A 25,800-nucleotide genomic window follows, 5' to 3' on the forward strand; every position below is an offset into this window, starting at 1 on the left:
GATGACCCACCGCATTCTGATCCTGGGCGGAACCACCGAAGCGCGACAGCTGGCGGCGAAGCTTGCGACGCGTGGCGATCTCGACATCACCCTGTCGCTGGCCGGTCGGACCGAAAACCCGGTCGAGCAGCCGGTGCCCGTGCGCGTTGGCGGCTTTGGCGGCGCGCAGGGGCTGGCCGGCTGGCTGGCCGAGCACAAGACCGACCTTCTGATCGATGCCACGCATCCCTATGCGGCGCGCATCTCGGCCAATGCGGCGGAGGCGGCGCGGATTGCCAGTGTGCCGATTTTCGCCCTGCGCCGCGCGGGCTGGGAGCCCGTCGAAGGCGATCGCTGGACGCTGGTGGACGATGCCGAAGAGGCCGTAGGTGCGCTGGGCAACAAGCCGTACCGGGTTTTCCTGGCGCTCGGCCGGCAGGAAGTCGCGGCCTTCGAGACCGCCCCCCAGCATGCCTATGTCATTCGCAGCGTCGATCCGATCGAGCCGCCGCTCGGCGTGCCTGAAGCGACCTATATCCTGGCGCGCGGGCCGTTTCGCGAAGCGGATGAAAGGGCACTGCTCGAGGCGCAAAAGATCGACGTCATCGTCGCCAAGAACAGCGGCGGGCAGGCGACCTACGGCAAGATCGCGGCGGCGCGGGAACTCGGCATCAATGTGATCCTGTTCCGCCGACCGCATCTGCCCGACGTGCCGTCGGCTCCAAGCGTCTCCGCGATGGCCGAGATGGTCGATCATTTCGCAGCCCCGGCGGAAAAGCGCGGTGTGTAGACCAGCGGTGGCTTGCCGTCGCGCTCGATCAGGCGCGTCTCGGGCGAGCCGATGATGACGCAAGTCGCCATGTCGGCATTTTCCGCAGCGGCTTCGCCGAGCGTGAAAATCTGGATGCGCTCGTCGGGCCGGCCGGCGGCGCGGCCGAAGATGATGGGCGTCGCGGCTGGCAGGTGAGCGCGCAGCGTCTCCAACGCGCTACCGAGCTGCCAGGGACGAGCCTTGCTGATCGGGTTATAGAGCGAAATGACGAAGCCGGCCTGGGCGACCGCCACCAGGCGGCGCTCTATCAGTTCCCACGGCTTCAGATTGTCCGACAGGTTGATGGCGCAGAAGTCGTGGCCGAGCGGCGCGCCGACACGAGCCGCGACGGCCAGCATCGCAGTGACGCCGGGAACCACCGAAAGCTCGATGGCGCGCCATTCCCTGGGGCCGGCCTCGATGGCCTCGCAGACGGCTGCAGCCATGGCGAAGACGCCGGGGTCGCCGCCGGAGACGACAGCCACATTGTGACCGGCGGCGGCCATTTCGAGGGCGGCGTTGGAGCGGGAGATCTCCTCGCGGTTGTCGGAGGCGACGCGCGTCTGGTCGGGGCGCAGGTCGAGCCGGTCGAGATAGGGCTTGTAGCCGAAGAAGAAGCTAGCCTCTGTGACAGCCTGGCTGGCTTCCGGCGTGACCTGGGCCGGATTGCCGGGGCCGAGGCCGATGACGACGAGGCGGCCGCTCAATTGTCCGCTCCCGGCTTGCCGGCCCAGCCGGGCACCAGCACGATGGCGAAGTAGGGCGCCTTGTCATCGGTCTTGTCGACCAGCTTCATGTGCTGCGTGTTCGGCATGGTGCCGCGCTCGACATAAAGGGCGCGGCCGAGCTTGCCGGTCGCTTCCAGGGCCTTGCGGATCTTGGGCAGGTTGCGGCCGACCTTCATGATGACGGCGGCGTCGGTGTCGGCGAGGCGGCGGGTGAGCTCGAACTCGCTCATCGTGCCCGGCAGCACCGACAGAACGTCGTCGCCCTGGACGATGGGCACGCCGGTCTGCGACCAGCAGCCGGACATGGCGGTGACGCCCGGGATGACCTCGGTCGGATAGAGATGCGACAGGCGCGCATGCAGATGCATGTAGGAGCCGTAGAACAAGGGGTCGCCCTCCGACAGGATCGCCACGGTGCGGCCTTCGTCGAGATGGGCGGCCACGGTCTGGGCCGACTCTTCGTAGAAGCCGGTGATCGCTGAGCGGTAGTCGTCGTGATCCTTGTCGATCTCGGTGGTAACGGGATAGACGAGCGGCAGCTCGATCACGCCGTCGCGGAAATGCGCATCGGTGATGGTGCGGGCGTTGCCGTTGGCGCCGCGCTTGGCGAAGTGCGCGATCACGTCGGCCTCGGCCAGCGCGCGCACGGCCTTGACCGTCAAAAGCTCGGGATCGCCGGGTCCGGTGCCGACGCCGATCAGGCGGCCCTTTGCAGTGGCAGCGCTCATACGCCCGGCCTCGCCAGGGAGTTGAGGGCTGCAGCCGTCATGGCGCTGCCGCCGAGGCGGCCGCGCACGATGGCATAAGGCACGCCATAAGAATTCTCGGCCAGCGCGTCCTTGGATTCGGCAGCACCTACGAAGCCGACCGGCATGCCGATGATGGCGGCGGGTTTTGGTGCGCCGTCGCGCAGCTTTTCGAGCAGGTAGAACAGGGCGGTCGGCGCGTTGCCGATGGCGACCACAGAACCAGCCATCCGGTCACCCCACAGGTCAATTGCCGCAGCCGAACGGGTGTTGCCGACCTTTTGTGCGATCTCGGCCGTCTGCGGGTCGCGCAAGGTGCAGATCACTTCGTTGTCGGCGGGCAGGCGGGTGCGGGTGACGCCGCGCGCTACCATCTCGGCGTCGCAGAAGATCGGCGCGCCGGCCTGGAGAGCGCTGCGTGCTGCGGAGACGAAGTCCTCCGAGAAGACGAAGTGCTCGGCGGCCTCGACCAGGCCGCAGGCATGGATCATGCGCACGGCGACATCGGCCTCGGCCTCGGAGAAGCGCGATAGGTTGGCCTCCGAGCGGATGATGGCGAAGGAGCGTTCGTAGATGGCCGTGCCATCATGGATGTAGTCGTAGGCGGCCATGTTCATTCCTGTGCCAGAGCTTGCGCGAGGCGCTTTGCGCCCAACCTTGCGAGGCAAGCGGCGGCATTTTCGTCCGGCTTGCGCTCTTGGGCGAGCAATTTCGTGAGGCGGCCCATGCCGCGCGCGGCTTCATATCCTGCGGTGTAGGCGGCCGGAAGGCCCTTGGCCGTTCCGCCGACGACAAATGCAGCGCCCTTTTCGTCACCGACGATGGTCAGCGCCGCTGGGCCGGGATGGGCGCAGCCCTTGGCGCAACCGGAGACGTGGAGCGAGAGTGTGGTGTCGAGGTCTGAGCCGAGGTCTGCTGCAATCTCGGCGGCGACGTCGCGGGCGGCGATCAGGCCCGACGCGCAGGCCGGCGCGCCGGGGCAGGCGGCGATGCGGATGCGGGGATCGGTGGGCGAGGTGACGAGGCCGAGGGTTTTGGCAGTGGCGGTGAGCGTGGCGGCGGCGGCGCGGTCGAGGCCCATGATGAGAAGGGTTCGGCTCGGGGCAGGGCGGATGCCGGTGGCGCCGTGTTCGGTCGCGGCAATGCAGAAGTCGATCAGGGTGGCGGCGTCGATGCTGCCGAAGGGCAGGGCGATGCCGAGCGCGATTCGGCCATCGGTGAGCGGCAGGATTCCGATTGGGGATGAATCGGTTGCGCGGGAGTGTTCAGAATTTGAATCATTTGCGCTGACAGCATCTGACGAGAGGTTGCGTTTCTTCGCGCCCCCCTCTGTCCTGCCGGACATCTCCTCCACAAGGGGGGAGATTGGCAGCTTCGGCGCTTCCGTTCGTTCTGCAACCGTGTCGGTGGTCGAAAGTACGACGTTCCCAGACGAGGCTTCGTGCTTCGCTTCCCCCGCGAGCGCAGGCGCCGATGCAGGCCTGATCTCCCCCCTTGTGGGGGAGATGTCCGGCAGGACAGAGGGGGGTGGGAAGGAATGAGAGGCTTCCGGTCCTTTGGTGGCGACACGCACCGTCTCAAGGCTGAGGTCGCGCGCGCGGCCTTGCCGGCCGAGCGCCGCAATTGCGCGTAGGATGCCGAGCGTGGCAACGCAGGCTGCATCTGCATCGAATTCGCCGATCAAACGCGCTGAGGTTTCATCGCCGGCCGCCGACAGGCGCCAATGTTCGCCATCCACTGCGACAAGCCTGACGTCGCCCAAGATGGCGCCAAGCTCGATCTGACCACGGCCGTCAACGACGACAGATACCTTGGGGCCGAGGCGCCTGGCGAGGCCAGCCTCAGCTATGGCCAAACGGATGGCTGCGGCCAACGGTGCGGGATTGGCAATTTCCATCGGATCAATCCCGGCGAGCGGGCTCGTGTCGACCGGCACGCCGCTACGCACCGCGATGCCGAGCGAATCGACTTCCTCGGCCAGCAAGCAGGCGCTCGCCGCCGTCAGGCCCCTGATCTGAATGCTGCCGCGCGCGGTGACCTCGACGATGCCGTTGCCATGGCGCTGGGCGGATTCGCAGAGTCCGATCAAGGTGTTGGGCGCGAGTTCTCCAGCGAGCGGATTGATCCGGACCAAAAGGCCGTCGCCGGTCTGCATCGGCGCGGACAAAGCGGGGCAGGCGCCGCGACGGGAGAAACTCGTCATGCAGCGACCTCCCGGGCCTGCGCCTCGGCGATCAGGGCTGCGAGATCGTCGTCGATCGAGTTGCGCAACGGATGCCAAAGGCCGCGCCGGCGTGCGGTGGCAAAACGCTCGGCGATGAATTTTGCTGCCGCCGGATTCTCGCGCAGCATGAAGGCGCGAACCGCGTCGTCGCCGACATAGGCGTCGTGGACGGCCTCGATCAGTGCGCCCGGAATGGCGTTGGTGGTCTCGGCAAAGCCGATCAACCGGTCGACGGTCTCGGCGAATTCCGATGCGCCGCGCGGGCCGTGGCGCATCTGGCCGGCGATGAAGCGGGCGTTGGTGGCACGCGCGCGGACGACGCGGCCGACGGCTTCGGTGACCGAGCGCGTGCGCGGCTTGTGCGGGTCGGATGTGTCGAGCACGATGACGTCGGCGTTCCTGCCGAGCATTGCCAATGCTGCCGAAAAACCGCCGATGAAGGCGACATCGGCGGAGCCTTCGAGAATGTCGCGGCCGGGGTCGTCGCCGGTGTGGACGAGAAGATCGGCTTCGGCGATGCGGCCGGCAAAGGCGCCGGGCGCGGAGAAGCCTTCGCCGTCGCTGCCGCCATAGGCATGCGAGGCGGCGTCGAGATAGGCGCGGCCGAGTTCGTCGCGCGTGGCCCAGTCACCCGTCGACAGAAGGTCTTCGAGGCCGGCGCCATAAGTGCCCGGCGATGAACCGAAGATGCGCGGCTCAACCTTGCCCGCCGCGCGGGTGCTGGCAGCAAGCGGGTTTTCCGAATCGTCCTCGTCGCGGGTGGCAACCGCGCGGGCGGCGGCGTCGATCAGCGCGATCTGGGTCGGGAACATGTCGCGGAACAGGCCCGAAATGCGCCAAGTCACGTCGACGCGCGGGCGGCCAAGGGCGGCTGGCGGCAACACCTCGATGCCGGTGACGCGGCCGGTTGCGGCATCCCATTGCGGTCGGCAGCCCATCAGCGCCAGGCCCTGCGCGATTTCCTCGCCGCCGGTGCGCAATGAAGCGCTGCCCCACAGGTCGATGACCAGCGCGCGCGGCCAGTCGCCATGGCTCTGGAGATATCTGCGCATCACCTCGTCGGCCGCAGCCTTGCCGAGATCGAAGGCGGTTGGCGTCGGCATGGTGCGTGGGTCGGAGGTGAACAGGTTGCGGCCGGTGGGCAGAACATCGGTACGGCCACGCGCCGGCGCGCCCGAAGGGCCAGCCTTGACGTGGTAACTATCGAGGGCGGCGATCAGGTTTTTTCGCTCGGCCTCGGCGCTGGTGAGGCGGGCAGCGTCAGGCTCATCGTTTTCGGAACGGCCATAGATGTGCAGGCCGTCCTTGATGGCGAAATCCTTGAGGTCGCAGAGCCAGGCGTCGATGCGGCGCAGGGCTTCATCAGGCGCGTCGCTTCCTGCGACGCCGGCTTCGGCAGCAAGGCCGGTCTGTGCGGCCGTCTCGACAATGAGCTTGGCCAGTCGATCGCGGCGGCGGCGGTCGAGACCGTCGGCCTGGGCGTATTCGTCGACGAGGCGTTCGAGCTTGTGCTGGTTCTCGTCCAGTCCTGCGGCAGCGAGCGGCGGCGGCAGATGGCCAAGCGTGACGGCCGAAATGCGGCGCTTGGCCTGGGCCGCCTCGCCGGGGTTGGAGACGATGAAGGGATAGACCACTGGCAGTGAGCCGGTGACGATCTCGGGGAAACAGGCTTGGCTCAGCGCAACCGTCTTGCCCGGCAGCCATTCGAGCGTGCCGTGGGCTCCGACATGGATGATCGCATGGATGCCGAGCGACTTCTGCAGCCAGAGCCCGAAGGCGAGCAGCGCGTGGCGCGGTGGTAGCGTCGGGTCGTGATAGTCGGCGCGGCGGTCAGCCGAGCGCCCGCGATCGGGGGCAAGCGCGACGGTGATGTTGCCGAAGGTGGCTGCGCGGAAGGGGAAGGCTCGTTGGGTGTGATCGACGGAAGAGGCGGATGTCTTGCGCTCTACGTTGCCCCCCTCTGTCCTGCCGGACATCTCCCCCTCGAGGGGGGAGATTGGCAGCTTCGGCGAGGGCGCTCTTACTGCATCGTTGGCGATTGGCGATGACGCACATGACAGCCTGATCTCCCCCCATGAGGGGGAGATGTCCGGCAGGACAGAGGGGGGCAACGTGGAGCGCTGACATTGCCTTGCTTCTGTTGCTTCGACCTCAGGCAGACCCCAAGCCGCCTCAACCGCGTTGCGAGCATCTGCGGGTAAATAGGCGGAATGCGCGAGATAGTCTTCGAGCGACAGTTCGTGCCTGCCAGTATCGATCAGGTCGAGCAGCGCGCGCGGCGATTCGGGAATCGCTTCAACCGCATAGCCTGCTTCTTTCAGGTCATGCAGCATGGCGAGCACGCTGTTGGGTACGTCGAGGCCGACGGCATAGCCGGTGCGGCCGGGCGCACTGGGATAGTCGGGGATGAGGATCGCGAGCTTGCGTTTTTCGCGCGGCGTCTCGCGCAGCCTGAGGTGTGCTGAGATGCGGCGGGCGACCTGTTCGACGCGGTCGGGCTCGGGCCGGTTGGCGAAGGCGCGGAAGCCGAGTGCCGGGTCGACCTCGCTTTCTGCCTTGAAGGAGATGGCGCCGGCGAGGATGCGGCCGTCCAATTCTGGCATCACCACATGCATGGCGAGATCGGCAGGCGCCAGCCCGCGCAGGCTGCCTGCCCAGGCTTCGCGGCGTGTGGTGGCAACGATGACCTGGAACACCGGCACGCCGGCGCGGTCGAACAGCGTTTCCGTGCCCGGCTCGGCGCCGGCGGCGAAAGCGGTGGCGGTGACGATGGCTGCGGGGGTCAGCTGCGCCAAAGCCGTCTCGACGAAGGCAAGCGATTCCCTGTCCTTCAGGCTCGACACGAAGATCGGGGCGGGGCGGAGGCCTTGCGCGCGCAGCGTCTCGACCAGCGCGTCGATGGGTGCGACGTCTGCGGCAAGAAGCATCGAGCGGTAGAAGAGGATGGGGATGATGGGAGTGCTGGAAGTATCCTGCTCTTTCGCACCCCCCTCTGACCTGCCGGACATCTCCCCCCCAAGGGGGGAGATTGGCCAACCTTTAGCCTTGTCGCCGGTTGGCGGCGTTGCAGAATTCGTGCGGAGGTCAGTAAAAGCTGATCTCCCCCCTAGCGGGGGAGATGTCCGGCAGGACAGAGGGGGGCGCGAAGGATCGCCAACATTTCCGGCCAAAAAGGCTTCCAGATCACTGAGGATGCCACGCGCCGGATCGTAGAATCCCGCCTTCGGCACAGTCACCGGCGCAGTGACGGCGCCTTTGCCACCAGCCAGCCCAGCCAGCCGGGCGACCAGCGCCTTCATGTTCTCAGGGCCGCCCTCGCGGAAGTAGCCGAGCAGCGCGTCGAGTTCTGTTCGGGGCAGCGTCGACGCCTCGATCAGCCGCAAATCCTCGTCGTGGCTTTCGCCCGGCAGCAGCGCCAGCGCGATACCCCTTTCACGGGCCACCGCCGCAAGCCGGTCGCAGCCGTAGCGCCACCAGTCGTGGCCGCCAAGGATGCGGACGAGGATGACCTTGGCGTGGCTGGCGACACTGTCGATCCAGAGGTCGACCGACATCGGGTGCCTCAGGTCGCGCAGGCTGGCGAGCCGCATCGACGGCAGGTTTGCCGCATCCGCCTTCCAGGCGTTGGCGAGGCCCGCCAGGTCGCTGTCGGTGAAGGACAGCGCCACCACATCCGCAGGCTTCTGCCTGAGGTCGACCGGCTCGATCAAATCGTCGAGCGAGGCGGATGTGGTGGTGAGGATGTGCATCCAGGCGTCCGGTTCAGCCGACCAGGATACGCTCGATGGCCGGGCGGTCGAGGCCCTTGAGGCCGATCACGACCAGGCGCGAACGGCGGTCGTCGTCGGCGGTCCAGGCGCGGTCATAGTAGTGGTTGACGCGCGGGCCGACGGCCTGGACCAGCAGGCGCATCGGCTTGCCGCCGACGTCGACGAAGCCCTTTACGCGCAGCACGTTCTCTTCCTCGGCGGCGGTAGCCACGCGCTTCGCCAGCTCATCCGGATTGGCGATCGACGGAATCTCGATGACGAAGGTGTCGAAGTCGTCGTGCTCGTGGTCAAAGGCGCCATCGTGGTGGGTCTTGCGGTTTTCGATGTCGTCCTCGACGGCGAGGCCGAGGCCGAGCAGCACCGAGGGGTCGACCTTGCCGTGCGCCGACGGCACGATCTTGACGGCACGTGCCAGGTGCTCGCCGACGATGGCGGTGGCGCGGGCGTGGCCGGCTTCGTCGAGCAGGTCGCTCTTGGACAGGATGATGAGGTCGGCGCAGGCGACCTGATCTTCGAATACCTCCTCGACCGGGTCGTCGTGGTCGAGCGAATCATCGGCGCGGCGCTGGGCGGCGAGCGCCTCCATATCGGAGGCCACCTTGCCGGCGGCGAGAGCGGGGCCGTCGACCACCGCAATGACGCCGTCGACGGTGACGCGGCTTTTCACGCTCGGCCACTGGAAGGCTTGGACCAGCGGCTTGGGCAGCGCCAGGCCCGAGGTTTCGATCAGGATGTGGTCGACCTTCGGCGAAAGCGACAGGATCTGGTCGAGGGCGGGCACGAAGTCGTCGGCGACGGTGCAGCAGATGCAGCCATTGGCCAGTTCGACGATGTTTTCTTCGGGACAAGCTTCGACGCCGCAGCCCTTGAGGATCTCGCCGTCGATGCCGACATCGCCGAACTCGTTGACGATGATGGCGAGGCGCTTGCCCTTGGAGTTCTCGAGGATGTTGCGGAGCAGGGTGGTCTTGCCGGCGCCGAGAAAGCCGGTGACGACGGTGCAGGGAACGCGTTCGACGGAGGCGGTCATTTGTCTTCCTTGATAAGGGCGAGGGGAGGAATGCGCGCGACGAGGCCGCGCTTGAGGCTGTCGGGCCGGCCGCGCCAGGGGATGAGGCCGTCGGTCGAGGTGGCGAAAAGCTTTGCGCCGGTGACGAGGTCTTCGCCCGACGTCGCGTTGAGGTCGCCGAAGACGTAACTCCATGCGCCGTCGCGGATCAGTGCTGCGCTCAGGCGTCGCTTGCAGTTGCCGAGGCATTCGACAGTGAGGACGTTGATGCCTTCGCTGGCCGCAGCTCGGCGGGCGGATTCGGCAAGTCTTTCTCCTGCGCGCGGATGCGCGTCCGACCCGGTTTCGTCGCGGCAGGAGGAGCAGACGAGGATGGTCACTTCCGCGGAGCGCGCGTCGTCGGCAGCATCGCAGGATGCGTCCAGAATTTCGACCGGGAGATTGTCGTCGAGTTCCAAAATACCAGGCTCCTTGCCTGGGACACCCGCCAGGCGATCGGATCAATGTTTGAGACGGCAGGTCTCCTGGCTCGCGAGTCGTCGCCTTCGCACCGCCTTCCCGGGAGGATATCCCAGTGGTTACCGGACTTGGCTCGTCGCTTACAGTTGCGGGGACAGCCGCGGATTTGACGCCAAAGCGCCGCACCGCATTCCCTCTTAGCCTCCGCCGTTGCGGGCGAAGGACCATCTGTCGGCGATTTAGGCTTTCGCGTGGGGTGGAGTCAACGCAATGGAACGACCAACAATGTCGCTCAGATCAGGTCCGAGGTCGCCGGCAGGTGTCACCTCGATGCGTTCGAGGCCGAGCCAGTCGCGCATCTGCTTCAGTTCTTCGTGGAGTTCGCTTGCCGTGTCCGCCGGCGCGCAAGGCTCGGCATAGGCGGCATGGACACGCAGCACGCCCGCCGGACGGTCGGCTTTGAGGTCGACGCGGGCGACGATGCGCTCGCCAAGCAGGAAGGGCAGAACGTAGTAGCCGTACTGGCGCTTCTCCGCCGGCGTGTAGATCTCGATGCGATAGCGGAAGTCGAAAAGCTGCTCGGCGCGCGTGCGCTCGAACACAAGCGGGTCGAAGGGGGCGAGGAGGGCGCGTGCGTGGACCTTGCGCGGGATGCGGGCCTCGGCATGGAGATAGGCCTGTCGATCCCAGCCCTCGACACGCACGGGAATCAGTTCGCCCATCTCGACAAGTTCTTCGAGGCGGCCCTTCATGTCGGCAGGCGACAGGCGGAAATAGTCGCGCAGGCAGATCGCGGTCGCCACGCCATGGGCGCGCGCCGAGATGCGCAGCAGTTCGCGATGCGCAACGGCCGGAGTCGGGACGGGTAGTGCGTGGATTTCCGAAGGCAGGACGCGTTCGGGAAGATCGTAAAGGCGCTCGAAGCCACGGCGCGAATGGGTGGTGATGCGGCCGGCCCAGAACAGCCATTCGAATGCATGCTTCTCCTGGCTCCAGCCCCACCAGCCGCCGGAACCCTTGGCGCCTTCGATGTCGGACGCGGCGATCGGACCGCGGTCGACAACCTGGCGAAAGATCTCTTCTATGTAGGGCCTGTTCGCACGGCCGAACTTGGAAAGCCCGCCATACATCCCGTCCTCGGCCCGCGCCATGCGCCAGCGCAAAAGCGGAAAGGTCTCCAACGGCAGCAGGGAAGCTTCATGCGCCCAGTACTCGAAGAGCATGCGCTTCTTTGGCTGCATGGCATCGTCGAGCAGCGCCATGGGGTAGGGGCCGAGGCGCGAATAGAGCGGCATGTAGTGGGCGCGCACGACGGCGCTGACCGAGTCGATCTGCAGCAGGCCGATGCGCCCGAGCACGCGTTGCAGGTGGCGGCGGGTGATCGCGCCGGTGGGGCGCGGATCGGCAAATCCCTGGGCCGCGAGTGCAATGCGGCGGGCGGTGGGAAGCGAGAGTTTTTCCTTCATTGCGGCAAGCTATCGCAGTCTCCGGATGAGTGACGCAAGGGCATCAGAATCGGTCTTTGCTACAAATGCTAGCAGAACCGCGGTTCCGGTCTTGTCAGGAGTGTAAACTTGAGTAAAAGACGAAGGAAATCAAACAGGAGCCACACGCGCAGGATTTTGGTCCAGTGGTGGGCTTTGCCCCGTTTTGGACAAGGTTGGGCTTGCTTCGCCCGACCGGCTGCGCTAACCGTCGCCGCATTGCAGCACGACCGTTTCGTCAGGGCAGGCGAGAATTCGTCGCGCTTCCGGAAACGGACACCGTGCTGTAAATCTGGTGGATAGGCCACCAACGGAATTCGCAGCATGAACGCTCTCTTGAGTTCGTATCTGCCCATCGTCATCTTCATCGGTGTGGCGCTACTCGTCGGCATCGCCCTTATCGTGGCGCCCTTCCTTGTCGCCTACCGAAATCCGGACCCGGAGAAGCTTTCTGCCTACGAGTGCGGCTTCAACTCGTTCGACGATGCGCGCATGAAGTTCGACATTCGCTTCTACCTGGTCTCCATCCTGTTCATCATCTTCGATCTCGAAGTGGCGTTCCTGTTCCCGTGGGCGGTGTCCTTCGGCGAGATCGGCATGCTCGGCTTCTGGTCGATGATGATCTTCCTGGCCGTGCTGACCATCGGCTTTGTCTATGAGTGGAAAAAGGGAGCGCTGGAATGGGATTGAACGAAGCCTCCGGCACCCTGATCGCGCCGAAGCCGAAAGGCATCATCGATCCCAACACCGGCAAGCTCATCGGTTCCGACGACGCCTTCTTCGGCGACCTGAACAATGAGCTTTCGGACAAGGGTTTCATCGTCACTTCGTCCGAAGCGCTGATCACCTGGGCGCGCACCGGCTCGCTGATGTGGATGACCTTCGGTCTGGCGTGCTGCGCCGTCGAGATGATGCACATCTCGATGCCGCGCTATGACGCTGAGCGCTTCGGCATCGCACCGCGCGCCTCGCCGCGCCAGTCCGATGTGATGATCGTCGCCGGCACGCTGACCAACAAGATGGCGCCCGCCTTGCGCAAGGTCTACGACCAGATGCCGGAGCCGCGCTACGTCATCTCGATGGGCTCGTGCGCCAATGGCGGCGGCTACTATCACTATTCCTATTCGGTGGTGCGCGGCTGCGATCGCGTCGTGCCCGTCGACATCTACGTGCCCGGTTGTCCTCCGACCGCCGAAGCACTTCTCTACGGCATCCTTCTTCTCCAGAAGAAGATTCGCCGCACCGGCACGATCGAGCGGTGATCCCAGATGAGTGAAGCCCTGAACGACCTTGCCGCTTACATCGCGGAAAAGCTCGATGCGGACATCGAAGAAAGCGTTGTCGCCTATGGCGAGCTGACGCTGACGGTGAAGGCCGCCGACATCGTCGACGTGATGACCTTCCTGCGCAGCGACGTGCAGTGCCAGTTCGTCTCCTTCATCGATGCCGCAGGTGTCGACTATCCGCAGCGCCGCAAGCGTTTCGACGTCGTCTACCACCTGCTGTCGCCGCGCCAGAACCTGCGCATCCGCGTCAAGATCAGCACGGACGAGGACACGCCGGTGCCGTCGATCACGTCGGTGTTTCCCGGCGCGGACTGGTTCGAGCGCGAAGCCTACGACATGTACGGCATCCTGTTTTCGGGCCACCCCGACCTGCGCCGTCTCCTGACCGACTACGGTTTCGAGGGACATCCGCTGCGCAAGGACTTCCCGCTCACCGGCTTTGTCGAGGTTCGCTACGACGACGAGCAGAAGCGCGTCGTCTATGAGCCGGTCGAGCTCAAGCAGGAATTCCGCAATTTCGACTTTTTGTCTCCCTGGGAAGGCACCGAATACGTGCTGCCGGGCGACGAAAAAGCCAAGACGAATTGAGGCGCCGAAATGGCTGAAACCTCCGTCCGCAATTTCAACATCAACTTCGGTCCGCAGCATCCGGCGGCGCACGGCGTGCTGCGCTTGGTGCTCGAGCTCGACGGCGAAGTCGTCGACCGCGTCGATCCGCATATCGGCCTGCTGCATCGCGGCACCGAAAAGCTGATCGAGCAGAAGACCTATCTGCAGGCGATCCCATATTTCGACCGGCTCGACTATGTCGCGCCGATGAACCAGGAACATGCGTTCTCGCTGGCCGTCGAGCGCCTGCTCGGCATCGATGTGCCGAAGCGTGGCCAGATCATCCGCGTGCTCTATTCCGAGATCGGCCGTATCCTGTCGCACCTGCTCAACGTCACGACGCAGGCGATGGACGTCGGTGCGCTGACCCCGCCGCTGTGGGGCTTCGAAGAGCGCGAAAAGCTGATGGTGTTTTATGAACGCGCCTGCGGCGCGCGCATGCACGCGGCCTACTTCCGGCCGGGCGGCGTCCACCAGGACCTGCCGCAAAAACTGGTCGAAGACATCGGCAAGTGGATCGATCCGTTCCTGCAGACGGTGAAGAACCTCGACGATCTGCTCACGCCGAACCGCATCTTCAAGCAGCGCAACGTCGACATCGGCGTGGTGTCGCTCGATGACGCCTGGGCCTGGGGTTTTTCGGGCGTGATGGTGCGCGGTTCGGGCGCTGCCTGGGACCTGCGCAAGAGCCAGCCCTACGAGTGCTATTCGGAGATGGAATTCGACATTCCGATCGGCAAGAACGGCGACTGCTATGACCGTTATCTCATCCGCATGGAAGAGATGCGCCAGTCGGCAAGCATCATGCGCCAGTGTGTCGATCTGCTGCTTGGCAAGGAAAGCGTCGGTCCTGTTTCGAACATGGACGGCAAGGTAGTTCCGCCAAAGCGCCAGGCGATGAAGCGCTCGATGGAATCCTTGATCCATCACTTCAAGCTCTACACCGAAGGCTACCGCGTGCCGGCCGGCGAGGTCTATGCGGCCGTCGAAGCGCCGAAGGGCGAGTTCGGTGTGTTCCTCGTCGCCGACGGCACCAACAAACCATACCGCTGCAAGCTGCGCGCGCCGGGCTTCGCCCATCTCCAGGCGATGGATTTCCTGTGCCGCGGCCACATGCTTGCGGATATCTCGGCCGTTCTCGGCTCCCTCGACATCGTGTTTGGTGAGGTCGACCGCTAAATGTCAGTCCGCCGTCTCGCAGAAGCCAGCGTCCAGCCAGCGTCATTCGCCTTTAGCAAGGCGTTTACGGCGCAGGCCAAGACCTGGATCAAGAAGTACCCAAAGGGCCGCGAACAGTCGGCCGTCATCCCGCTGCTCATGCTGGCGCAGGAGCAGGACGGCTGGGTGACGAAGGCTGCCATCGAGCATGTCGCTGACATGCTTGATATGCCCTACATCCGCGCGCTGGAAGTCGCGACCTTCTATACGCAGTTCCAGCTCAAGCCGGTCGGCACGCGCGCCCATATCCAGGTCTGCGGCACCACGCCGTGCATGCTGCGCGGCTCCGAAGAGCTGATGGATGTGTGCCGTTCGAAGATCCATCACGACCAGTTCCACACCAACGAGGCGGGCACGCTGTCGTGGGAAGAGGTCGAGTGCCTTGGCGCCTGCGTCAATGCACCGATGGTCATGGTGTTCAAGGATACCTACGAGGACCTGACGCCGGAGCGTCTGGCCGAGATCATCGACCTGTTCGAAGCCGGCAAGGGCGACCAGGTCAAGACCGGCCCGCAGACCGGCCGCGTTTTCTCCGCGCCGTTGACCGGGTTCACCTCGCTCAGGGATGAGAAGGGCGTGCTCAAGACGACCCGCGACAAGGAAGCCAAGGCCGCTTCCAAGGCCAACAAGGCAGCTGCCGTCGAGGCCGTCGTTCCGCCGTCCAATGCGGCCAAGCCCAAGACCGACGCGATCGAAACCAGCCCGGCGGTGAAATCGCCGTCGAAGGTCAAGGCAGCACCCGCCGCCGAGAAGGCTGCAAGCGTCGCTGCGCCGACGGCTGCTGTCGTGGCCAAGCCGTTGCTGGAAGACAAGAACCGCCCGGCTGGAATCGCTAAGCCTGCTGCTGTCGACGACCTCAAGCTGATCTCGGGCGTCGGCCCGAAGATCGAGGGCACCCTGCACGAGCTCGGCATCTTCACCTTTGCCCAGGTGGCATCGTGGAAAAAGGCCGAGCGTGAGTGGGTCGACGGCTATCTGAATTTCAAGGGGCGCATCGAGCGTGACGACTGGGTCAAGCAGGCCAAGGCGCTCGCCAAGGGTGGCGTGGCCGAATACATCCGCGTCTTCGGCAAGAAGCCGGTCTGAGGAGCAAGAACATGCTTGAAGACAAGGATCGCATCTTTACCAACATCTACGGCCGCTTCGACCAGTCGCTGGCCGGGGCGATGTCGCGCGGCCATTGGGATGGCACCGCCGGCATCATCGAAAAGGGCCGCGAGTGGATCATCAACGAGATGAAGGCGTCGGGACTGCGCGGTCGCGGCGGCGCCGGATTCCCGACGGGTCTCAAGTGGTCGTTCATGCCCAAGAGCAACCCTGACGGCCGTCCGTCCTATCTCGTCATCAATGCCGACGAATCCGAGCCGGGCACCTGCAAGGACCGCGACATCCTGCGCCATGACCCGCATACGCTGGTCGAAGGTTGCCTGCTCGCCGGTTTCGCCATGGGTGCTGTTGCCGCCTACATCTATGTGCGTGGCGAATTCATCCGCGAGCGCGAAGCGTTGCAGCGCGCCATCGACGAGGCCTATGACGCCAAGCTGATCGGCAAGAACAACAAGAACGGCTACGATTTCGACATCTACGTCCATCACGGCGCAGGTGCGTATATCTGCGGCGAAGAAACCGCGCTGCTCGAAAGCCTCGAGGGCAAGAAGGGCCAGCCGCGTCTCAAGCCGCCGTTCCCGGCGAATGTCGGCCTGTATGGATGCCCGACGACGGTCAACAACGTCGAGTCGATCGCTGTCGCGCCGACAATCCTGCGCCGTGGCGCTGCCTGGTTCTCCGGCATCGGTCGTCCGAACAACGTAGGCACCAAGCTGTTCATGCTCGTCGGCCACGTCAACACGCCCTGCACGGTCGAAGAGGCCATGGGCATCAGCTTCCGCGAACTGGTCGAAAAGCACGGTGGCGGTATTCGCGGCGGCTGGGACAATCTGCTGGCCGTCATCCCCGGCGGTGCGTCGTGCCCGTTGGTCAAGGCCGAGGATATCATCGACTGCCCGATGGATTTCGACGGACTGCGCGAGCGCAAGTCGTCGTTCGGCACGGCTGCCGTGATCGTGATGGACAAGTCGACCGACATCGTGAAGGCGATCGCGCGGCTCAGCTACTTCTTCAAGCACGAGAGCTGCGGCCAGTGCACGCCGTGCCGTGAAGGCACCGGCTGGATGTGGCGCGTCATGGAACGGCTGGTGCGCGGCGAAGCGCACAAGCGCGAGATCGACATGCTGCTCGACGTCACCAAGCAGGTGGAAGGCCACACGATCTGCGCGCTGGGCGACGCGGCCGCATGGCCGATCCAGGGCCTGATCCGCAACTTCCGCCCGGAGATCGAGCGGCGCATCGACGAGTTCTCGCGCAATTCGCATCGCGCCGAGCCGGTGCTGGTGGCGGCTGAGTAGAGGTTAAGTCAGAAAGTGCGGACCAAAGGTCCGAAATAGGAAACGACGAGGCAGAGGCGAACGGCGAAGGCGACAAGGAGCTACCAATGTCGACATTTCCCATTCCCGAAAGTGCAGTGCCTGAGATGGAACGTTTGGAGCAGATGAACAGGGACTTCGTGGCGATGCTGCCCAAGGAGTTTGCCGGTAAGGCAAACCTCATGGTGCACCCCGCCGCTGGCATCGCTGCTGCTTCGGCGCTGAGTGTAGGCCTCGCCAGTCACGCCATGGGCGTCTGGATCGGGGCCGTGACTGGTGCGTCAGAAGCTGCGCAGCGGCTGTTTTCGCCCGACTTCGGCGATTTCACCGGTGCGACGCGGGCCAAACCGGCTGGTGTGGCGGCCAAGCGGGCGGAAGCTGAGACTGCTTCGTTGATCGCCGAGGTGAAAACCCTGGCGCGCAAGCTGGAGAAAGCCGAGGCCAAGCCGGTGGCTGCTGCTGCGACCGATCCGGTGGTTGTCGAGGCTGCTGTCGTCGAAGAAGCGTCGGCGGGGCTTCAGCCTGAGGATTTCAGGCAGCCTGCATCGATCGAAAGGCCGGAAGCGCCTGACGATCTGAAGGCCATTTCGGGCATCGGTCCGAAGCTGGAGCAGGTGCTGAACGGTCTCGGCATCTGGACCTACGGCCAGATCGCCGGCTGGACGGCGGAAGAGGTGGCCTGGGCGGACGACTATCTCGGCTTCAAGGGCCGGATCGGCCGTGATGAGTGGATAGGGCAGGCAGCGACGCTTGCCGGCGGCAAGACCGCCGCGTGAATTGAGGATTTCGGGGCGCAGCGCAGGCCGCGCCCCTTGCAGGACGGAATGCGGATCATCCGCGGGATTTGAGGCGCTATGGCAAAGCTTAAGGTCGACGGGAAAGAGATTTCGGTACCCGACCACTATACGCTGCTGCAGGCTGCGGAAGAGGCGGGCGCGGAAGTGCCGCGCTTCTGCTTCCATGAGCGGCTGTCGATTGCCGGCAACTGCCGCATGTGTCTTGTCGAGGTAAAGGGCGGACCGCCCAAGCCGGCGGCTTCCTGCGCCATGGGCGTGCGCGACCTGCGCCCAGGCCCGAACGGCGAAACGCCCGAGATCTTCACCAACACGCCGATGGTCAAGAAGGCCCGCGAAGGCGTGATGGAGTTTTTGCTCATCAATCACCCGCTCGACTGCCCGATCTGTGACCAGGGCGGCGAGTGCGACCTGCAGGACCAGGCGATGGCCTTCGGCCTCGACGGTTCGCGCTACAACGAAAATAAGCGCGCGGTCGAAGACAAGTACATCGGCCCGCTGGTCAAGACGATCATGACGCGCTGCATCCACTGCACGCGCTGCGTCCGCTTCACCACCGAGGTGGCCGGCATCTCAGAGCTTGGCCTGATCGGCCGTGGCGAGGACGCAGAGATCACCACCTATCTCGAGCAGGCGATGACCTCCGAGCTGCAGGGCAACGTCATCGACCTGTGCCCGGTCGGTGCGCTGACCTCGAAGCCTTATGCCTTCCAGGCGCGTCCGTGGGAACTGACCAAGACCGAATCCATCGACGTGATGGATGCCGTCGGATCGGCCATCCGCGTCGATACGCGTGGCCGCGAAGTGATGCGCATCATGCCGCGCATCAACGAGCAGGTGAACGAGGAGTGGATCTCCGACAAGACGCGCTTCATCTGGGACGGCCTGCGCACGCAGCGTCTCGACCGTCCTTACGTCCGCAAGAATGGCAAGCTCGCTCCGGCGACCTGGCCCGAGGCGTTCTCGGCGATCAAGGACGCTGTCTCCAAGACTTCGGCTGACCGTATCGGCGCGATTGCCGGCGATCTTGCGACCGTCGAAGAAATGTATGCGCTCAAGCAGTTGGTCTCCTCGCTCGGCTCGAAGAACATCGATTGTCGCCAGGACGGTGCCGCGCTCGATCCGTCGCTTGGCCGCGCCAGCTACATCTTCAATCCGACCATCGAAGGCATCGAGCAGGCCGACGCCATCCTGATCATCGGCGCCAACCCGCGCTTTGAGGCTTCGGTGCTCAATGCCCGCATCCGCAAGCATTGGCGCGCAGCCAATGTGCCGGTTGCCGTCATCGGCGAGGTCGGCGACACGCGCTATGACTACGAGCAGCTCGGCTCGGGCCCGGATACGCTCAAGGACCTGGCCGAAGGCAATGGCAAGTTCTTCTCGGTGCTCAAGAAGGCTTCGCATCCGCTGATCATCGTCGGCCAGGGCGCAGTCGCCCGGTCCGATGGTGCCGCCGTGCTCGGCCAGGCCGCCAAGCTCGCGACCGCGGTCAAGGCGAGCCGCCCGGACTGGAACGGCTTTGCCGTGCTGCACACCGCAGCGGCCCGCGTCGGTGGTCTCGATGTTGGCTTCGTGCCGGGCGAGGGTGGCAAGAACGTTGCCGGCATGCTCGGCGACAGCGACGTGCTGTTCCTGCTCGGCGCCGACGAGCTCGACCTGAGCAAGGCCGGCGACGCGTTCGTGGTCTATGTCGGCACCCATGGCGACGCCGGCGCGCACCGCGCCAATGTCATCCTGCCTGGCGCTGCCTACACCGAGAAGTCGGGCACCTATGTGAACACCGAAGGCCGCGTCCAGGTGACCGGCCGCGCCGGATTCGCACCGGGCGAGGCCAAGGAAGACTGGGCGATCCTCAGGGCGCTGTCCGATGTGCTCGGCCATAAGCTGCCTTTCGATTCGTTGCAGCAGCTGCGCGCCAAGCTCTATGCGGAGCTTCCGCATCTGGCGCGCATCGACCAGATCGATGCCGGCGACAATGACGACATCGCCAAGGTCGCCAAGCTCGGCGGCCGCCTGAACAAGGCAGCCTTCACCTCCGTCGTGAAGGACTTCTACCTCACCAACCCGATCGCACGCGCGTCGGCGGTGATGGCCGAGTGTTCGGCACTGGCCAAAAACGGCTTCAAGCAGGCGGCGGAGTAAAGGCTGTCATGGATACCTTTTTCTCCTTCTACGTCCTGCCGGCGTTGATCATCCTCCTGAAGTCGGTCGTGCTGATCGTCGTCCTGCTGATCTTCGTCGCCTACATCCTTTATGCCGACCGCAAGATCTGGGCGGCGGTGCAGCTGCGCCGCGGTCCGAACGTCGTCGGTCCCTGGGGCCTGCTGCAGGCCTTCGCCGATCTCCTGAAGTTTGTCTTCAAGGAGCCGGTGATCCCGTCAGGCGCTAACAAGGGCGTGTTCCTGCTTGCACCAGTCGTCTCGGCGGTGCTGGCGATCTCGGCATGGGCGGTGATCCCGGTCAGCGAAGGCTGGGCGATCGCCAACGTCAACGTCGGCATCCTCTATGTCTTCGCCATCTCCTCGCTCGAGGTCTATGGCGTGATCATGGGCGGCTGGGCCTCGAACTCCAAGTATCCCTTCCTCGGCGCGCTGCGTTCGGCGGCCCAGATGGTGTCCTATGAAGTCTCGATCGGCTTCGTCATCGTCTGCGTGCTGCTCACCGTCGGTTCGCTGAACCTCACCGACATCGTGCTGTCGCAGGGCGATGGCATCGGCACGCGCCTGGGTCTGCCGAACACCTTCCTCGACTGGAACTGGCTCGTGCTGTTCCCGATGTTCGTGATCTTCTTCATCTCGGCACTCGCAGAGACCAACCGTCCGCCCTTCGACCTTGTCGAAGCCGAGTCGGAACTCGTTGCCGGCCACATGATCGAATATTCGTCGACGCCGTTTCTGCTGTTCTTCCTCGGCGAGTACGTCGCCATCGTGCTGATGTGCGCGCTGACGACGATCCTGTTCCTTGGCGGATGGCTGCCGCCGTTCGACTTCGCACCCTTCACCTGGGTGCCCGGCGTGATCTGGTTCGTGCTCAAGGTCTGCATGGTGTTCTTCATGTTCGCCATGGTGAAGTCCTTCGTGCCGCGCTACCGCTACGACCAGCTGATGCGCCTGGGCTGGAAGGTCTTCCTGCCGATCTCGCTGGCAATGGTCGTCATCACCGCTGCTGTCCTCAAGCTTTCGGGAGCCGCATGATGTCCGCGCTAACCCAAGCCGCCAAATCGCTGCTGCTGCAGGACTTCGTCGGCGCGTTCTTCCTGTCGATGCGCCAGTTCTTCGCGCCCAAGGCGACGCTGAACTATCCGCATGAAAAGGGACCGGTCAGCCCGCGGTTCCGCGGCGAGCATGCGCTGCGCCGCTATCCCAACGGCGAAGAGCGCTGCATCGCCTGCAAGCTGTGCGAGGCGATCTGCCCCGCGCAGGCCATCACTATCGAGGCCGGCCCGCGCCGCAACGACGGTACGCGTCGTACGGTGCGCTACGACATCGACATGGTGAAGTGCATCTATTGCGGCTTCTGCCAGGAAGCCTGCCCGGTCGACGCCATCGTCGAGGGGCCGAATTTCGAATTCGCGACGGAAACGCGCGAGGAGCTTTACTACGACAAGGACAAGCTGCTTGCGAATGGTGACCGGTGGGAGCGCGAGATCGCGCGCAACATCGCGATGGATTCGCCGTATCGCTGAGGCTTGAACAATGGACTGGCCAAGTCGGCTCGTCTAAGGAACGCGCGACCTGCACCGGAGGCGGAGCAAGGACGTGAACAGGGCAGGGCGCAAGCGCGTTCGGCCCGAAAGGAAAACCGGGGGAACCCATGCTCAACGGACTTGAAGCGGTATTTTTCTACCTCTTCGCCTTCATCGCGGTGGCGTCGGCCTTCATGGTCATTTCGGCGCGCAACCCGGTTCACTCGGTGCTCTACCTGATCCTGACGTTCTTCAACGCGGCGGGTCTGTTCCTTCTGACCGGCGCCGAGTTCCTGGCGATGATCCTGCTCGTCGTCTATGTCGGCGCGGTGGCGGTGCTGTTCCTGTTCGTCGTCATGATGCTCGACGTCGATTTCGCCGAGCTCAAGTCAGGCGCGCTGCAATATGCGCCGATCGGCGCGCTGGTCGGCCTGATCCTGGCTGCCGAGCTGATCGTGGTGACCGGTGGCTACGCGTTCTCGCCGAAGCTCGCGACGGCGGTTGCCCAGCCAACGCCTGACATCGCGGTGCGCCACAACACGGCAGCGCTCGGCGACATCCTCTACACGGATTACATCTACTTCTTCCAGATCGCCGGCCTTGTGCTTTTGGTCGCCATGATCGGCGCCATCGTGCTCACGCTGCGCCACAAGCCGAACGTCAAGCGCCAGAGCATCCCCGCTCAGGTCGCCCGCACGCCGGCCACCGCGATCGAGGTCAAGAAGGTCGAGACGGGCAAGGGAATCTGACCATGGTTGTCGGTATCGGACACTATCTCACCCTTTCGGCGGTGATGTTCACACTCGGCGTGTTCGGCATTTTCCTGAACCGCAAGAACGTCATCGTCATCCTGATGTCGGTCGAGCTGATCCTGCTCGCCGTCAACATCAATTTCGTGGCTTTCTCTGCCCATCTCGGCGATCTCGTAGGTCAGGTTTTTGCGATTTTCGTTCTGACGGTCGCCGCCGCTGAAGCGGCAATCGGGCTTGCCATTCTGGTCGTATTCTTCCGCAACCGCGGCTCCATCGCGGTCGAAGACGTGAACATGATGAAGGGCTGACGGGACAAAAATGTATCAGCTAATCGTCTTCCTTCCGCTTCTCGGCTTCCTGATCGCCGGCCTGTTCGGCCGTTCGATCGGCGCCAAGGCGTCCGAATACATCACCTCCGGCCTGCTGGTCGTGTCGGCTGTCCTGTCCTGGGTCGCCTTCATCACCGTGGGGCTCGGCGACGTCGAAGTGTTCACCGTGCCGGTGCTGCGCTTCATCGACTCCGGCGGGCTGCAGGCCAACTGGGCGCTGCGCATCGACACGCTGACGGTGGTCATGCTGGTCGTGGTCAACACGGTGTCGGCGCTCGTCCACATCTACTCGATCGGCTATATGCACCACGATCCGCATCGGCCGCGCTTCTTCGCCTACCTGTCGCTGTTCACCTTCGCCATGCTGATGCTGGTGACGTCGGACAACCTCGTTCAGATGTTCTTCGGCTGGGAAGGGGTGGGACTCGCCTCCTACCTGCTGATCGGCTTCTGGTACAAGAAGCCGTCGGCGAATGCCGCCGCCATCAAGGCGTTCGTGGTCAATCGTGTCGGCGACTTTGGCTTCCTGCTCGGCATCTTCGGCCTGTTCGTTCTGTTCGGCTCGGTCGAATTCAGCACGATCTTTGCCGGCGCCGCTTCCTATCTGCCGTCCGAAGGCGCTGCCGCAAGCAGCGAAACCGTCCTGACCTTCCTCGGCTATGCGCTCGACAAGCAGGGCGCGCTGACCATCGTCTGCCTGCTGCTGTTCATGGGTGCCATGGGCAAGTCGGCGCAGGTGCCCCTGCACACCTGGCTGCCGGACGCCATGGAAGGCCCGACGCCGGTGTCGGCGCTGATCCACGCGGCCACCATGGTGACCGCCGGCGTGTTCATGCTGGCGCGCATGTCGCCGGTGTTCGAACTGTCCGCCTCCGCACTTACCGTCGTGACCTTCATCGGCGCCTTCACGGCCTTCTTCGCAGCGACCGTCGGCCTGGTGCAGAACGACATCAAGCGCGTCATCGCCTATTCGACCTGCTCGCAGCTCGGCTACATGTTCGTGGCGCTGGGCATGGGCTTCTACTCAGCCGCCATCTTCCACCTGTTCACGCACGCCTTCTTCAAGGCGCTGCTGTTCCTGGGCTCGGGCTCGGTGATCCATGCGGTTTCCGACGAGCAGGACATGCGCAAGATGGGTGGTCTCAGGAGGCTGATCCCGACTACCTACTGGATGATGGTCATCGGCACGCTGGCGCTGACCGGCGTCGGTATCCCGGCGACGATCATCGGCACGGCCGGCTTCTTCTCCAAGGACGCCATCATCGAAGGCGCGTTCGTCGGCCACAACGCGGTCGCCGGCCTTGCCTTTGCGATGCTCGTGGTCGCTGCCTGCTTCACCAGCTTCTATTCCTGGCGCCTGATTTTCATGACCTTCCACGGCAAGCCGCGCGCCACCGCCGACGTCATGCACCATGTGCATGAATCGCCGCCGGTGATGCTGGTGCCGCTGTTCGTGCTGGCTGTCGGCGCGCTGTTTGCGGGCGTGGTGTTCCACGACCAGTTCATCGGCGAGGCCTACAACGAGTTCTGGAAGGGCGCGATCTTCACGCTCGAGACCAATCACATCCTGCACGACTTCCACGGCGTGCCGATGTGGGTAAAGCTCGCGCCGTTCGCGGCGATGATCAGCGGCTTCCTGGTGGCATACCTGTTCTACATCCGCTCGCCGGAGATGCCGAAGGTGCTGGCTGAACGCCATCGCGGGCTCTACGCCTTCCTGCTCAACAAGTGGTACTTCGACGAACTGTACGACTTCCTGTTCGTGCGCCCGGCCAAGTGGCTCGGCCGGTTCCTGTGGAAGAAGGGTGACGGCTGGCTGATCGACGGGTTCGGCGCCGACGGCATCTCGGCCCGCGTCGTCGACGTGACCAACCGTGTTGTCAAGCTGCAGACCGGTTACCTCTATCACTACGCCTTCGCCATGCTGATCGGCGTGGCGGCCCTCGTTACCTGGATGATGCTCGGGAGCTCCTTCTGATGTCCGGCGTTCCCATTCTGTCGCTAGTCACCTTCCTGCCGCTGGTCGGCGCGTTCCTGATCCTTCTGATCAGGGACGACGGTGATGCTGCGCGCCGCAATATCCGCAATGTCGCGCTCCTGACCACGGTCTTCACCTTCGCGGTGTCGCTGCTGATCTGGATCTATTTCGACAACGCCGAGACCGGCTTCCAGTTCGTCGAAAAGGCCGCGTGGCTCGATTCCGGCATTTCCTACCACATGGGCGTGGATGGCATCTCGATGCTGTTCGTCATCCTGACGACCTTCCTGATGCCGCTCTGCATCCTGGCTAGCTGGGAGTCGGTGGAAAAGCGCGTCAAGGAATACATGATCTCGTTCCTGGTCCTGGAAACGCTGATGATCGGCGTGTTCTGCGCGCTCGACATCGTGCTGTTCTACGTCTTCTTCGAAGCCGTGCTGATCCCGATGTTCATCATCATCGGCGTCTGGGGCGGCAAGCGTCGCGTCTATGCCAGCTTCAAGTTCTTCCTGTTCACGCTGCTCGGCTCGGTGCTGATGCTGCTGGCGGTTATGGCGATGTTCTGGCAGGCCGGCACGACCGACATTCCGACGCTGCTTTCGCATGGCTTCCCAGCCAACATGCAGACGTGGCTGTGGCTCGCCTTCTTTGCCTCGTTTGCGGTGAAGATGCCGATGTGGCCGGTCCACACCTGGTTGCCGGATGCGCATGTTGAGGCGCCGACGGCAGGTTCGGTCATTCTGGCCGGCATCCTGCTGAAGATGGGCGGTTACGGCTTCCTGCGTTTCTCGCTGCCGATGTTCCCGCTGGCTTCCGAGTTCTTCGCCCCGCTGGTTTTCGCACTGTCGGTCGTCGCCATCATCTACACCTCGCTGGTGGCGCTGATGCAGGAGGACATGAAGAAGCTGATCGCCTATTCATCGGTCGCCCACATGGGCTACGTCACCATGGGCATCTTCTCGATGAACCAGGAAGGCGTGCAGGGCGCGATCTTCCAGATGCTGAGCCATGGCCTCGTCTCCGGTGCGCTGTTCCTCTGCGTCGGCGTCGTCTACGACCGCATGCATACGCGTGACATCGCGGCCTATGGCGGCTTGGTCAACAACATGCCGAAATATGCAGTGGCGTTCCTGATCTTCACCATGGCCAATGTCGGATTGCCCGGCACCAGCGGCTTCGTCGGCGAGTTCCTGACGCTGTTCGGCATCTTCAAGGTCAACACCTGGGTGGCGCTGCTCGCCGCAACCGGCGTGATCCTGTCGGCGGCCTATGCGCTGTGGCTGTATCGCCGCGTCGTCTTCGGCGCGCTGACCAAGGAAAGCCTCAAGGGTCTGTTCGACCTGTCGGGCCGCGAGAAGGTGGTGCTCTACCCGCTCGTCATCCTGGTCATCTTCTACGGTGTCTACCCGGCACCGGTGTTCGACGCCACGGCGGCTTCCGTGAAGGCGTTGGTCAATAACGTAACCGTATCGATCGACGCCGCGCAGACCGCGGCGGCGAACTGACAGGGGTTTTG

Annotated in this window: 23 protein-coding genes and 1 riboswitch; of the genes, 15 read left to right on the forward strand and 8 right to left on the reverse strand. The window is 64.3% G+C overall.

The genetic code is table 11. The features are described 5' to 3' along the window. Window position 1 precedes the first annotated feature (1 nt). The gene (locus tag O1Y97_RS13130) at window positions 2-769 is read left to right on the forward strand and encodes a cobalt-precorrin-6A reductase (protein WP_318761313.1); all 768 of its coding nucleotides are present in this window, start codon (window positions 2-4) and stop codon (window positions 767-769) included. Here O1Y97_RS13130 and O1Y97_RS13135 read toward each other — a convergent pair. From O1Y97_RS13135 to O1Y97_RS13170, 8 genes are all read right to left on the reverse strand, one after another. After that, window positions 733-1,497, reverse strand: a complete 765-nt coding sequence (locus O1Y97_RS13135; protein ID WP_318761314.1) for a precorrin-3B C(17)-methyltransferase — start codon at window positions 1,495-1,497, stop codon at window positions 733-735. The genes O1Y97_RS13130 and O1Y97_RS13135 overlap by 37 nt on opposite strands. After that, window positions 1,494-2,246 carry a precorrin-2 C(20)-methyltransferase gene (locus tag O1Y97_RS13140; protein ID WP_108607722.1) on the reverse strand — a complete coding sequence of 251 codons (753 nt, stop codon included), beginning with the start codon at window positions 2,244-2,246 and terminating at the stop codon, window positions 1,494-1,496. Before O1Y97_RS13140 ends, O1Y97_RS13135 begins: the two co-directional genes overlap by 4 nt. After that, on the reverse strand, window positions 2,243-2,875 hold the full coding sequence (locus tag O1Y97_RS13145) for a precorrin-8X methylmutase (protein WP_318761315.1): 633 nt from the start codon (window positions 2,873-2,875) through the stop codon (window positions 2,243-2,245). Before O1Y97_RS13145 ends, O1Y97_RS13140 begins: the two co-directional genes overlap by 4 nt. Before the next feature lie 2 nt (window positions 2,876-2,877). Continuing rightward, on the reverse strand, window positions 2,878-4,419 hold the full coding sequence (gene cobG, locus O1Y97_RS13150; protein ID WP_404801170.1) for a precorrin-3B synthase: 1,542 nt from the start codon (window positions 4,417-4,419) through the stop codon (window positions 2,878-2,880). 44 nt (window positions 4,420-4,463) lie between these two features. Next, a complete protein-coding gene (locus O1Y97_RS13155) occupies window positions 4,464-8,237 on the reverse strand; it encodes a cobaltochelatase subunit CobN (RefSeq protein WP_318761316.1) in 3,774 nt (1,257 codons plus the stop codon). A gap of 13 nt (window positions 8,238-8,250) precedes the next feature. Next, on the reverse strand, window positions 8,251-9,288 hold the full coding sequence (gene cobW / locus O1Y97_RS13160; RefSeq protein ID WP_108607726.1) for a cobalamin biosynthesis protein CobW: 1,038 nt from the start codon (window positions 9,286-9,288) through the stop codon (window positions 8,251-8,253). Beyond that, window positions 9,285-9,695, reverse strand: a complete 411-nt coding sequence (locus O1Y97_RS13165; RefSeq protein ID WP_108609846.1) for a DUF1636 family protein — start codon at window positions 9,693-9,695, stop codon at window positions 9,285-9,287. The genes cobW and O1Y97_RS13165 overlap by 4 nt, the downstream gene beginning before the upstream one ends. A gap of 69 nt (window positions 9,696-9,764) precedes the next feature. Continuing rightward, window positions 9,765-9,970: riboswitch (cobalamin riboswitch) on the reverse strand. Next, window positions 9,966-11,192, reverse strand: a complete 1,227-nt coding sequence (locus tag O1Y97_RS13170) for a winged helix-turn-helix domain-containing protein (protein WP_318761317.1) — start codon at window positions 11,190-11,192, stop codon at window positions 9,966-9,968. Its footprint overlaps the riboswitch before it by 5 nt. A gap of 342 nt (window positions 11,193-11,534) precedes the next feature. Here O1Y97_RS13170 and O1Y97_RS13175 point away from each other — a divergent pair, with 342 nt between their 5' ends. From O1Y97_RS13175 to O1Y97_RS13240, 14 genes are all read left to right on the forward strand, one after another. After that, entirely contained in the window at window positions 11,535-11,900 is a 366-nt protein-coding gene (locus O1Y97_RS13175) for an NADH-quinone oxidoreductase subunit A (RefSeq protein WP_108607728.1), read from the forward strand. Further along, window positions 11,891-12,472 (forward strand): NuoB/complex I 20 kDa subunit family protein, encoded by a 582-nt coding sequence (locus O1Y97_RS13180; RefSeq protein ID WP_108607729.1) that lies wholly within the window; start codon window positions 11,891-11,893, stop codon window positions 12,470-12,472. The genes O1Y97_RS13175 and O1Y97_RS13180 overlap by 10 nt, the downstream gene beginning before the upstream one ends. A 6-nt stretch (window positions 12,473-12,478) precedes the next feature. Beyond that, a complete protein-coding gene (locus O1Y97_RS13185; protein ID WP_108607730.1) occupies window positions 12,479-13,084 on the forward strand; it encodes an NADH-quinone oxidoreductase subunit C in 606 nt (201 codons plus the stop codon). A 9-nt stretch (window positions 13,085-13,093) separates the two neighbouring features. Then, on the forward strand, window positions 13,094-14,284 hold the full coding sequence (locus tag O1Y97_RS13190; RefSeq protein ID WP_183260512.1) for an NADH-quinone oxidoreductase subunit D: 1,191 nt from the start codon (window positions 13,094-13,096) through the stop codon (window positions 14,282-14,284). Then, window positions 14,285-15,409, forward strand: coding sequence for an NADH-quinone oxidoreductase subunit E (locus O1Y97_RS13195; RefSeq protein ID WP_318761318.1), 1,125 nt, complete (start codon window positions 14,285-14,287; stop codon window positions 15,407-15,409). It begins immediately after the preceding gene. A gap of 11 nt (window positions 15,410-15,420) precedes the next feature. Beyond that, complete coding sequence (gene nuoF, locus O1Y97_RS13200) at window positions 15,421-16,728, forward strand: NADH-quinone oxidoreductase subunit NuoF (RefSeq protein ID WP_108607733.1); 1,308 nt, start codon at window positions 15,421-15,423, stop codon at window positions 16,726-16,728. 86 nt (window positions 16,729-16,814) lie between these two features. Beyond that, on the forward strand, window positions 16,815-17,522 hold the full coding sequence (locus tag O1Y97_RS13205) for an NADH-ubiquinone dehydrogenase (protein ID WP_318761319.1): 708 nt from the start codon (window positions 16,815-16,817) through the stop codon (window positions 17,520-17,522). 78 nt (window positions 17,523-17,600) lie between these two features. Continuing rightward, window positions 17,601-19,682, forward strand: a complete 2,082-nt coding sequence (gene nuoG / locus O1Y97_RS13210; protein ID WP_108607735.1) for an NADH-quinone oxidoreductase subunit NuoG — start codon at window positions 17,601-17,603, stop codon at window positions 19,680-19,682. An 8-nt stretch (window positions 19,683-19,690) separates the two neighbouring features. After that, on the forward strand, window positions 19,691-20,734 hold the full coding sequence (gene nuoH, locus O1Y97_RS13215) for an NADH-quinone oxidoreductase subunit NuoH (protein ID WP_108607736.1): 1,044 nt from the start codon (window positions 19,691-19,693) through the stop codon (window positions 20,732-20,734). Then, window positions 20,734-21,225: an NADH-quinone oxidoreductase subunit NuoI gene (nuoI, locus tag O1Y97_RS13220; RefSeq protein WP_108609847.1), complete on the forward strand. Its 492-nt coding sequence runs from the start codon at window positions 20,734-20,736 to the stop codon at window positions 21,223-21,225. Before nuoH ends, nuoI begins: the two co-directional genes overlap by 1 nt. A 128-nt stretch (window positions 21,226-21,353) precedes the next feature. Next, entirely contained in the window at window positions 21,354-21,974 is a 621-nt protein-coding gene (locus tag O1Y97_RS13225) for an NADH-quinone oxidoreductase subunit J (RefSeq protein ID WP_108607737.1), read from the forward strand. A gap of 2 nt (window positions 21,975-21,976) precedes the next feature. After that, a complete protein-coding gene (gene nuoK / locus O1Y97_RS13230) occupies window positions 21,977-22,285 on the forward strand; it encodes an NADH-quinone oxidoreductase subunit NuoK (RefSeq protein WP_108607738.1) in 309 nt (102 codons plus the stop codon). 10 nt (window positions 22,286-22,295) lie between these two features. Next, complete coding sequence (nuoL, locus tag O1Y97_RS13235; protein WP_318761320.1) at window positions 22,296-24,284, forward strand: NADH-quinone oxidoreductase subunit L; 1,989 nt, start codon at window positions 22,296-22,298, stop codon at window positions 24,282-24,284. Further along, window positions 24,284-25,789, forward strand: a complete 1,506-nt coding sequence (locus O1Y97_RS13240) for an NADH-quinone oxidoreductase subunit M (protein ID WP_108607740.1) — start codon at window positions 24,284-24,286, stop codon at window positions 25,787-25,789. Before nuoL ends, O1Y97_RS13240 begins: the two co-directional genes overlap by 1 nt. Window positions 25,790-25,800 lie beyond the last annotated feature (11 nt).

This window comes from Aminobacter niigataensis (assembly GCF_946995915.1).
In the GTDB taxonomy this organism is placed as follows: domain Bacteria; phylum Pseudomonadota; class Alphaproteobacteria; order Rhizobiales; family Rhizobiaceae; genus Aminobacter; species Aminobacter niigataensis.

Bases quoted from the DNA above. Each gene is read 5' to 3' on its own strand.
- O1Y97_RS13130 (WP_318761313.1), top strand. From the start codon at position 2: ATGACCCACCGCATTCTGATCCTGGGCGGAACCACCGAAGCGCGACAG.
- O1Y97_RS13140 (WP_108607722.1), bottom strand. From the start codon at position 2,246: ATGAGCGCTGCCACTGCAAAGGGCCGCCTGATCGGCGTCGGCACCGGA.
- O1Y97_RS13145 (WP_318761315.1), bottom strand. From the start codon at position 2,875: ATGGCCGCCTACGACTACATCCATGATGGCACGGCCATCTACGAACGC.
- cobG (WP_404801170.1), bottom strand. From the start codon at position 4,419: ATGCAGACCGGCGACGGCCTTTTGGTCCGGATCAATCCGCTCGCTGGA.
- O1Y97_RS13155 (WP_318761316.1), bottom strand. From the start codon at position 8,237: ATGCACATCCTCACCACCACATCCGCCTCGCTCGACGATTTGATCGAG.
- cobW (WP_108607726.1), bottom strand. From the start codon at position 9,288: ATGACCGCCTCCGTCGAACGCGTTCCCTGCACCGTCGTCACCGGCTTT.
- O1Y97_RS13170 (WP_318761317.1), bottom strand. From the start codon at position 11,192: ATGAAGGAAAAACTCTCGCTTCCCACCGCCCGCCGCATTGCACTCGCG.
- O1Y97_RS13175 (WP_108607728.1), top strand. From the start codon at position 11,535: ATGAACGCTCTCTTGAGTTCGTATCTGCCCATCGTCATCTTCATCGGT.
- O1Y97_RS13180 (WP_108607729.1), top strand. From the start codon at position 11,891: ATGGGATTGAACGAAGCCTCCGGCACCCTGATCGCGCCGAAGCCGAAA.
- O1Y97_RS13185 (WP_108607730.1), top strand. From the start codon at position 12,479: ATGAGTGAAGCCCTGAACGACCTTGCCGCTTACATCGCGGAAAAGCTC.
- O1Y97_RS13190 (WP_183260512.1), top strand. From the start codon at position 13,094: ATGGCTGAAACCTCCGTCCGCAATTTCAACATCAACTTCGGTCCGCAG.
- O1Y97_RS13195 (WP_318761318.1), top strand. From the start codon at position 14,285: ATGTCAGTCCGCCGTCTCGCAGAAGCCAGCGTCCAGCCAGCGTCATTC.
- nuoF (WP_108607733.1), top strand. From the start codon at position 15,421: ATGCTTGAAGACAAGGATCGCATCTTTACCAACATCTACGGCCGCTTC.
- O1Y97_RS13205 (WP_318761319.1), top strand. From the start codon at position 16,815: ATGTCGACATTTCCCATTCCCGAAAGTGCAGTGCCTGAGATGGAACGT.
- nuoG (WP_108607735.1), top strand. From the start codon at position 17,601: ATGGCAAAGCTTAAGGTCGACGGGAAAGAGATTTCGGTACCCGACCAC.
- nuoH (WP_108607736.1), top strand. From the start codon at position 19,691: ATGGATACCTTTTTCTCCTTCTACGTCCTGCCGGCGTTGATCATCCTC.
- nuoI (WP_108609847.1), top strand. From the start codon at position 20,734: ATGTCCGCGCTAACCCAAGCCGCCAAATCGCTGCTGCTGCAGGACTTC.
- O1Y97_RS13225 (WP_108607737.1), top strand. From the start codon at position 21,354: ATGCTCAACGGACTTGAAGCGGTATTTTTCTACCTCTTCGCCTTCATC.
- nuoK (WP_108607738.1), top strand. From the start codon at position 21,977: ATGGTTGTCGGTATCGGACACTATCTCACCCTTTCGGCGGTGATGTTC.
- nuoL (WP_318761320.1), top strand. From the start codon at position 22,296: ATGTATCAGCTAATCGTCTTCCTTCCGCTTCTCGGCTTCCTGATCGCC.
- O1Y97_RS13240 (WP_108607740.1), top strand. From the start codon at position 24,284: ATGTCCGGCGTTCCCATTCTGTCGCTAGTCACCTTCCTGCCGCTGGTC.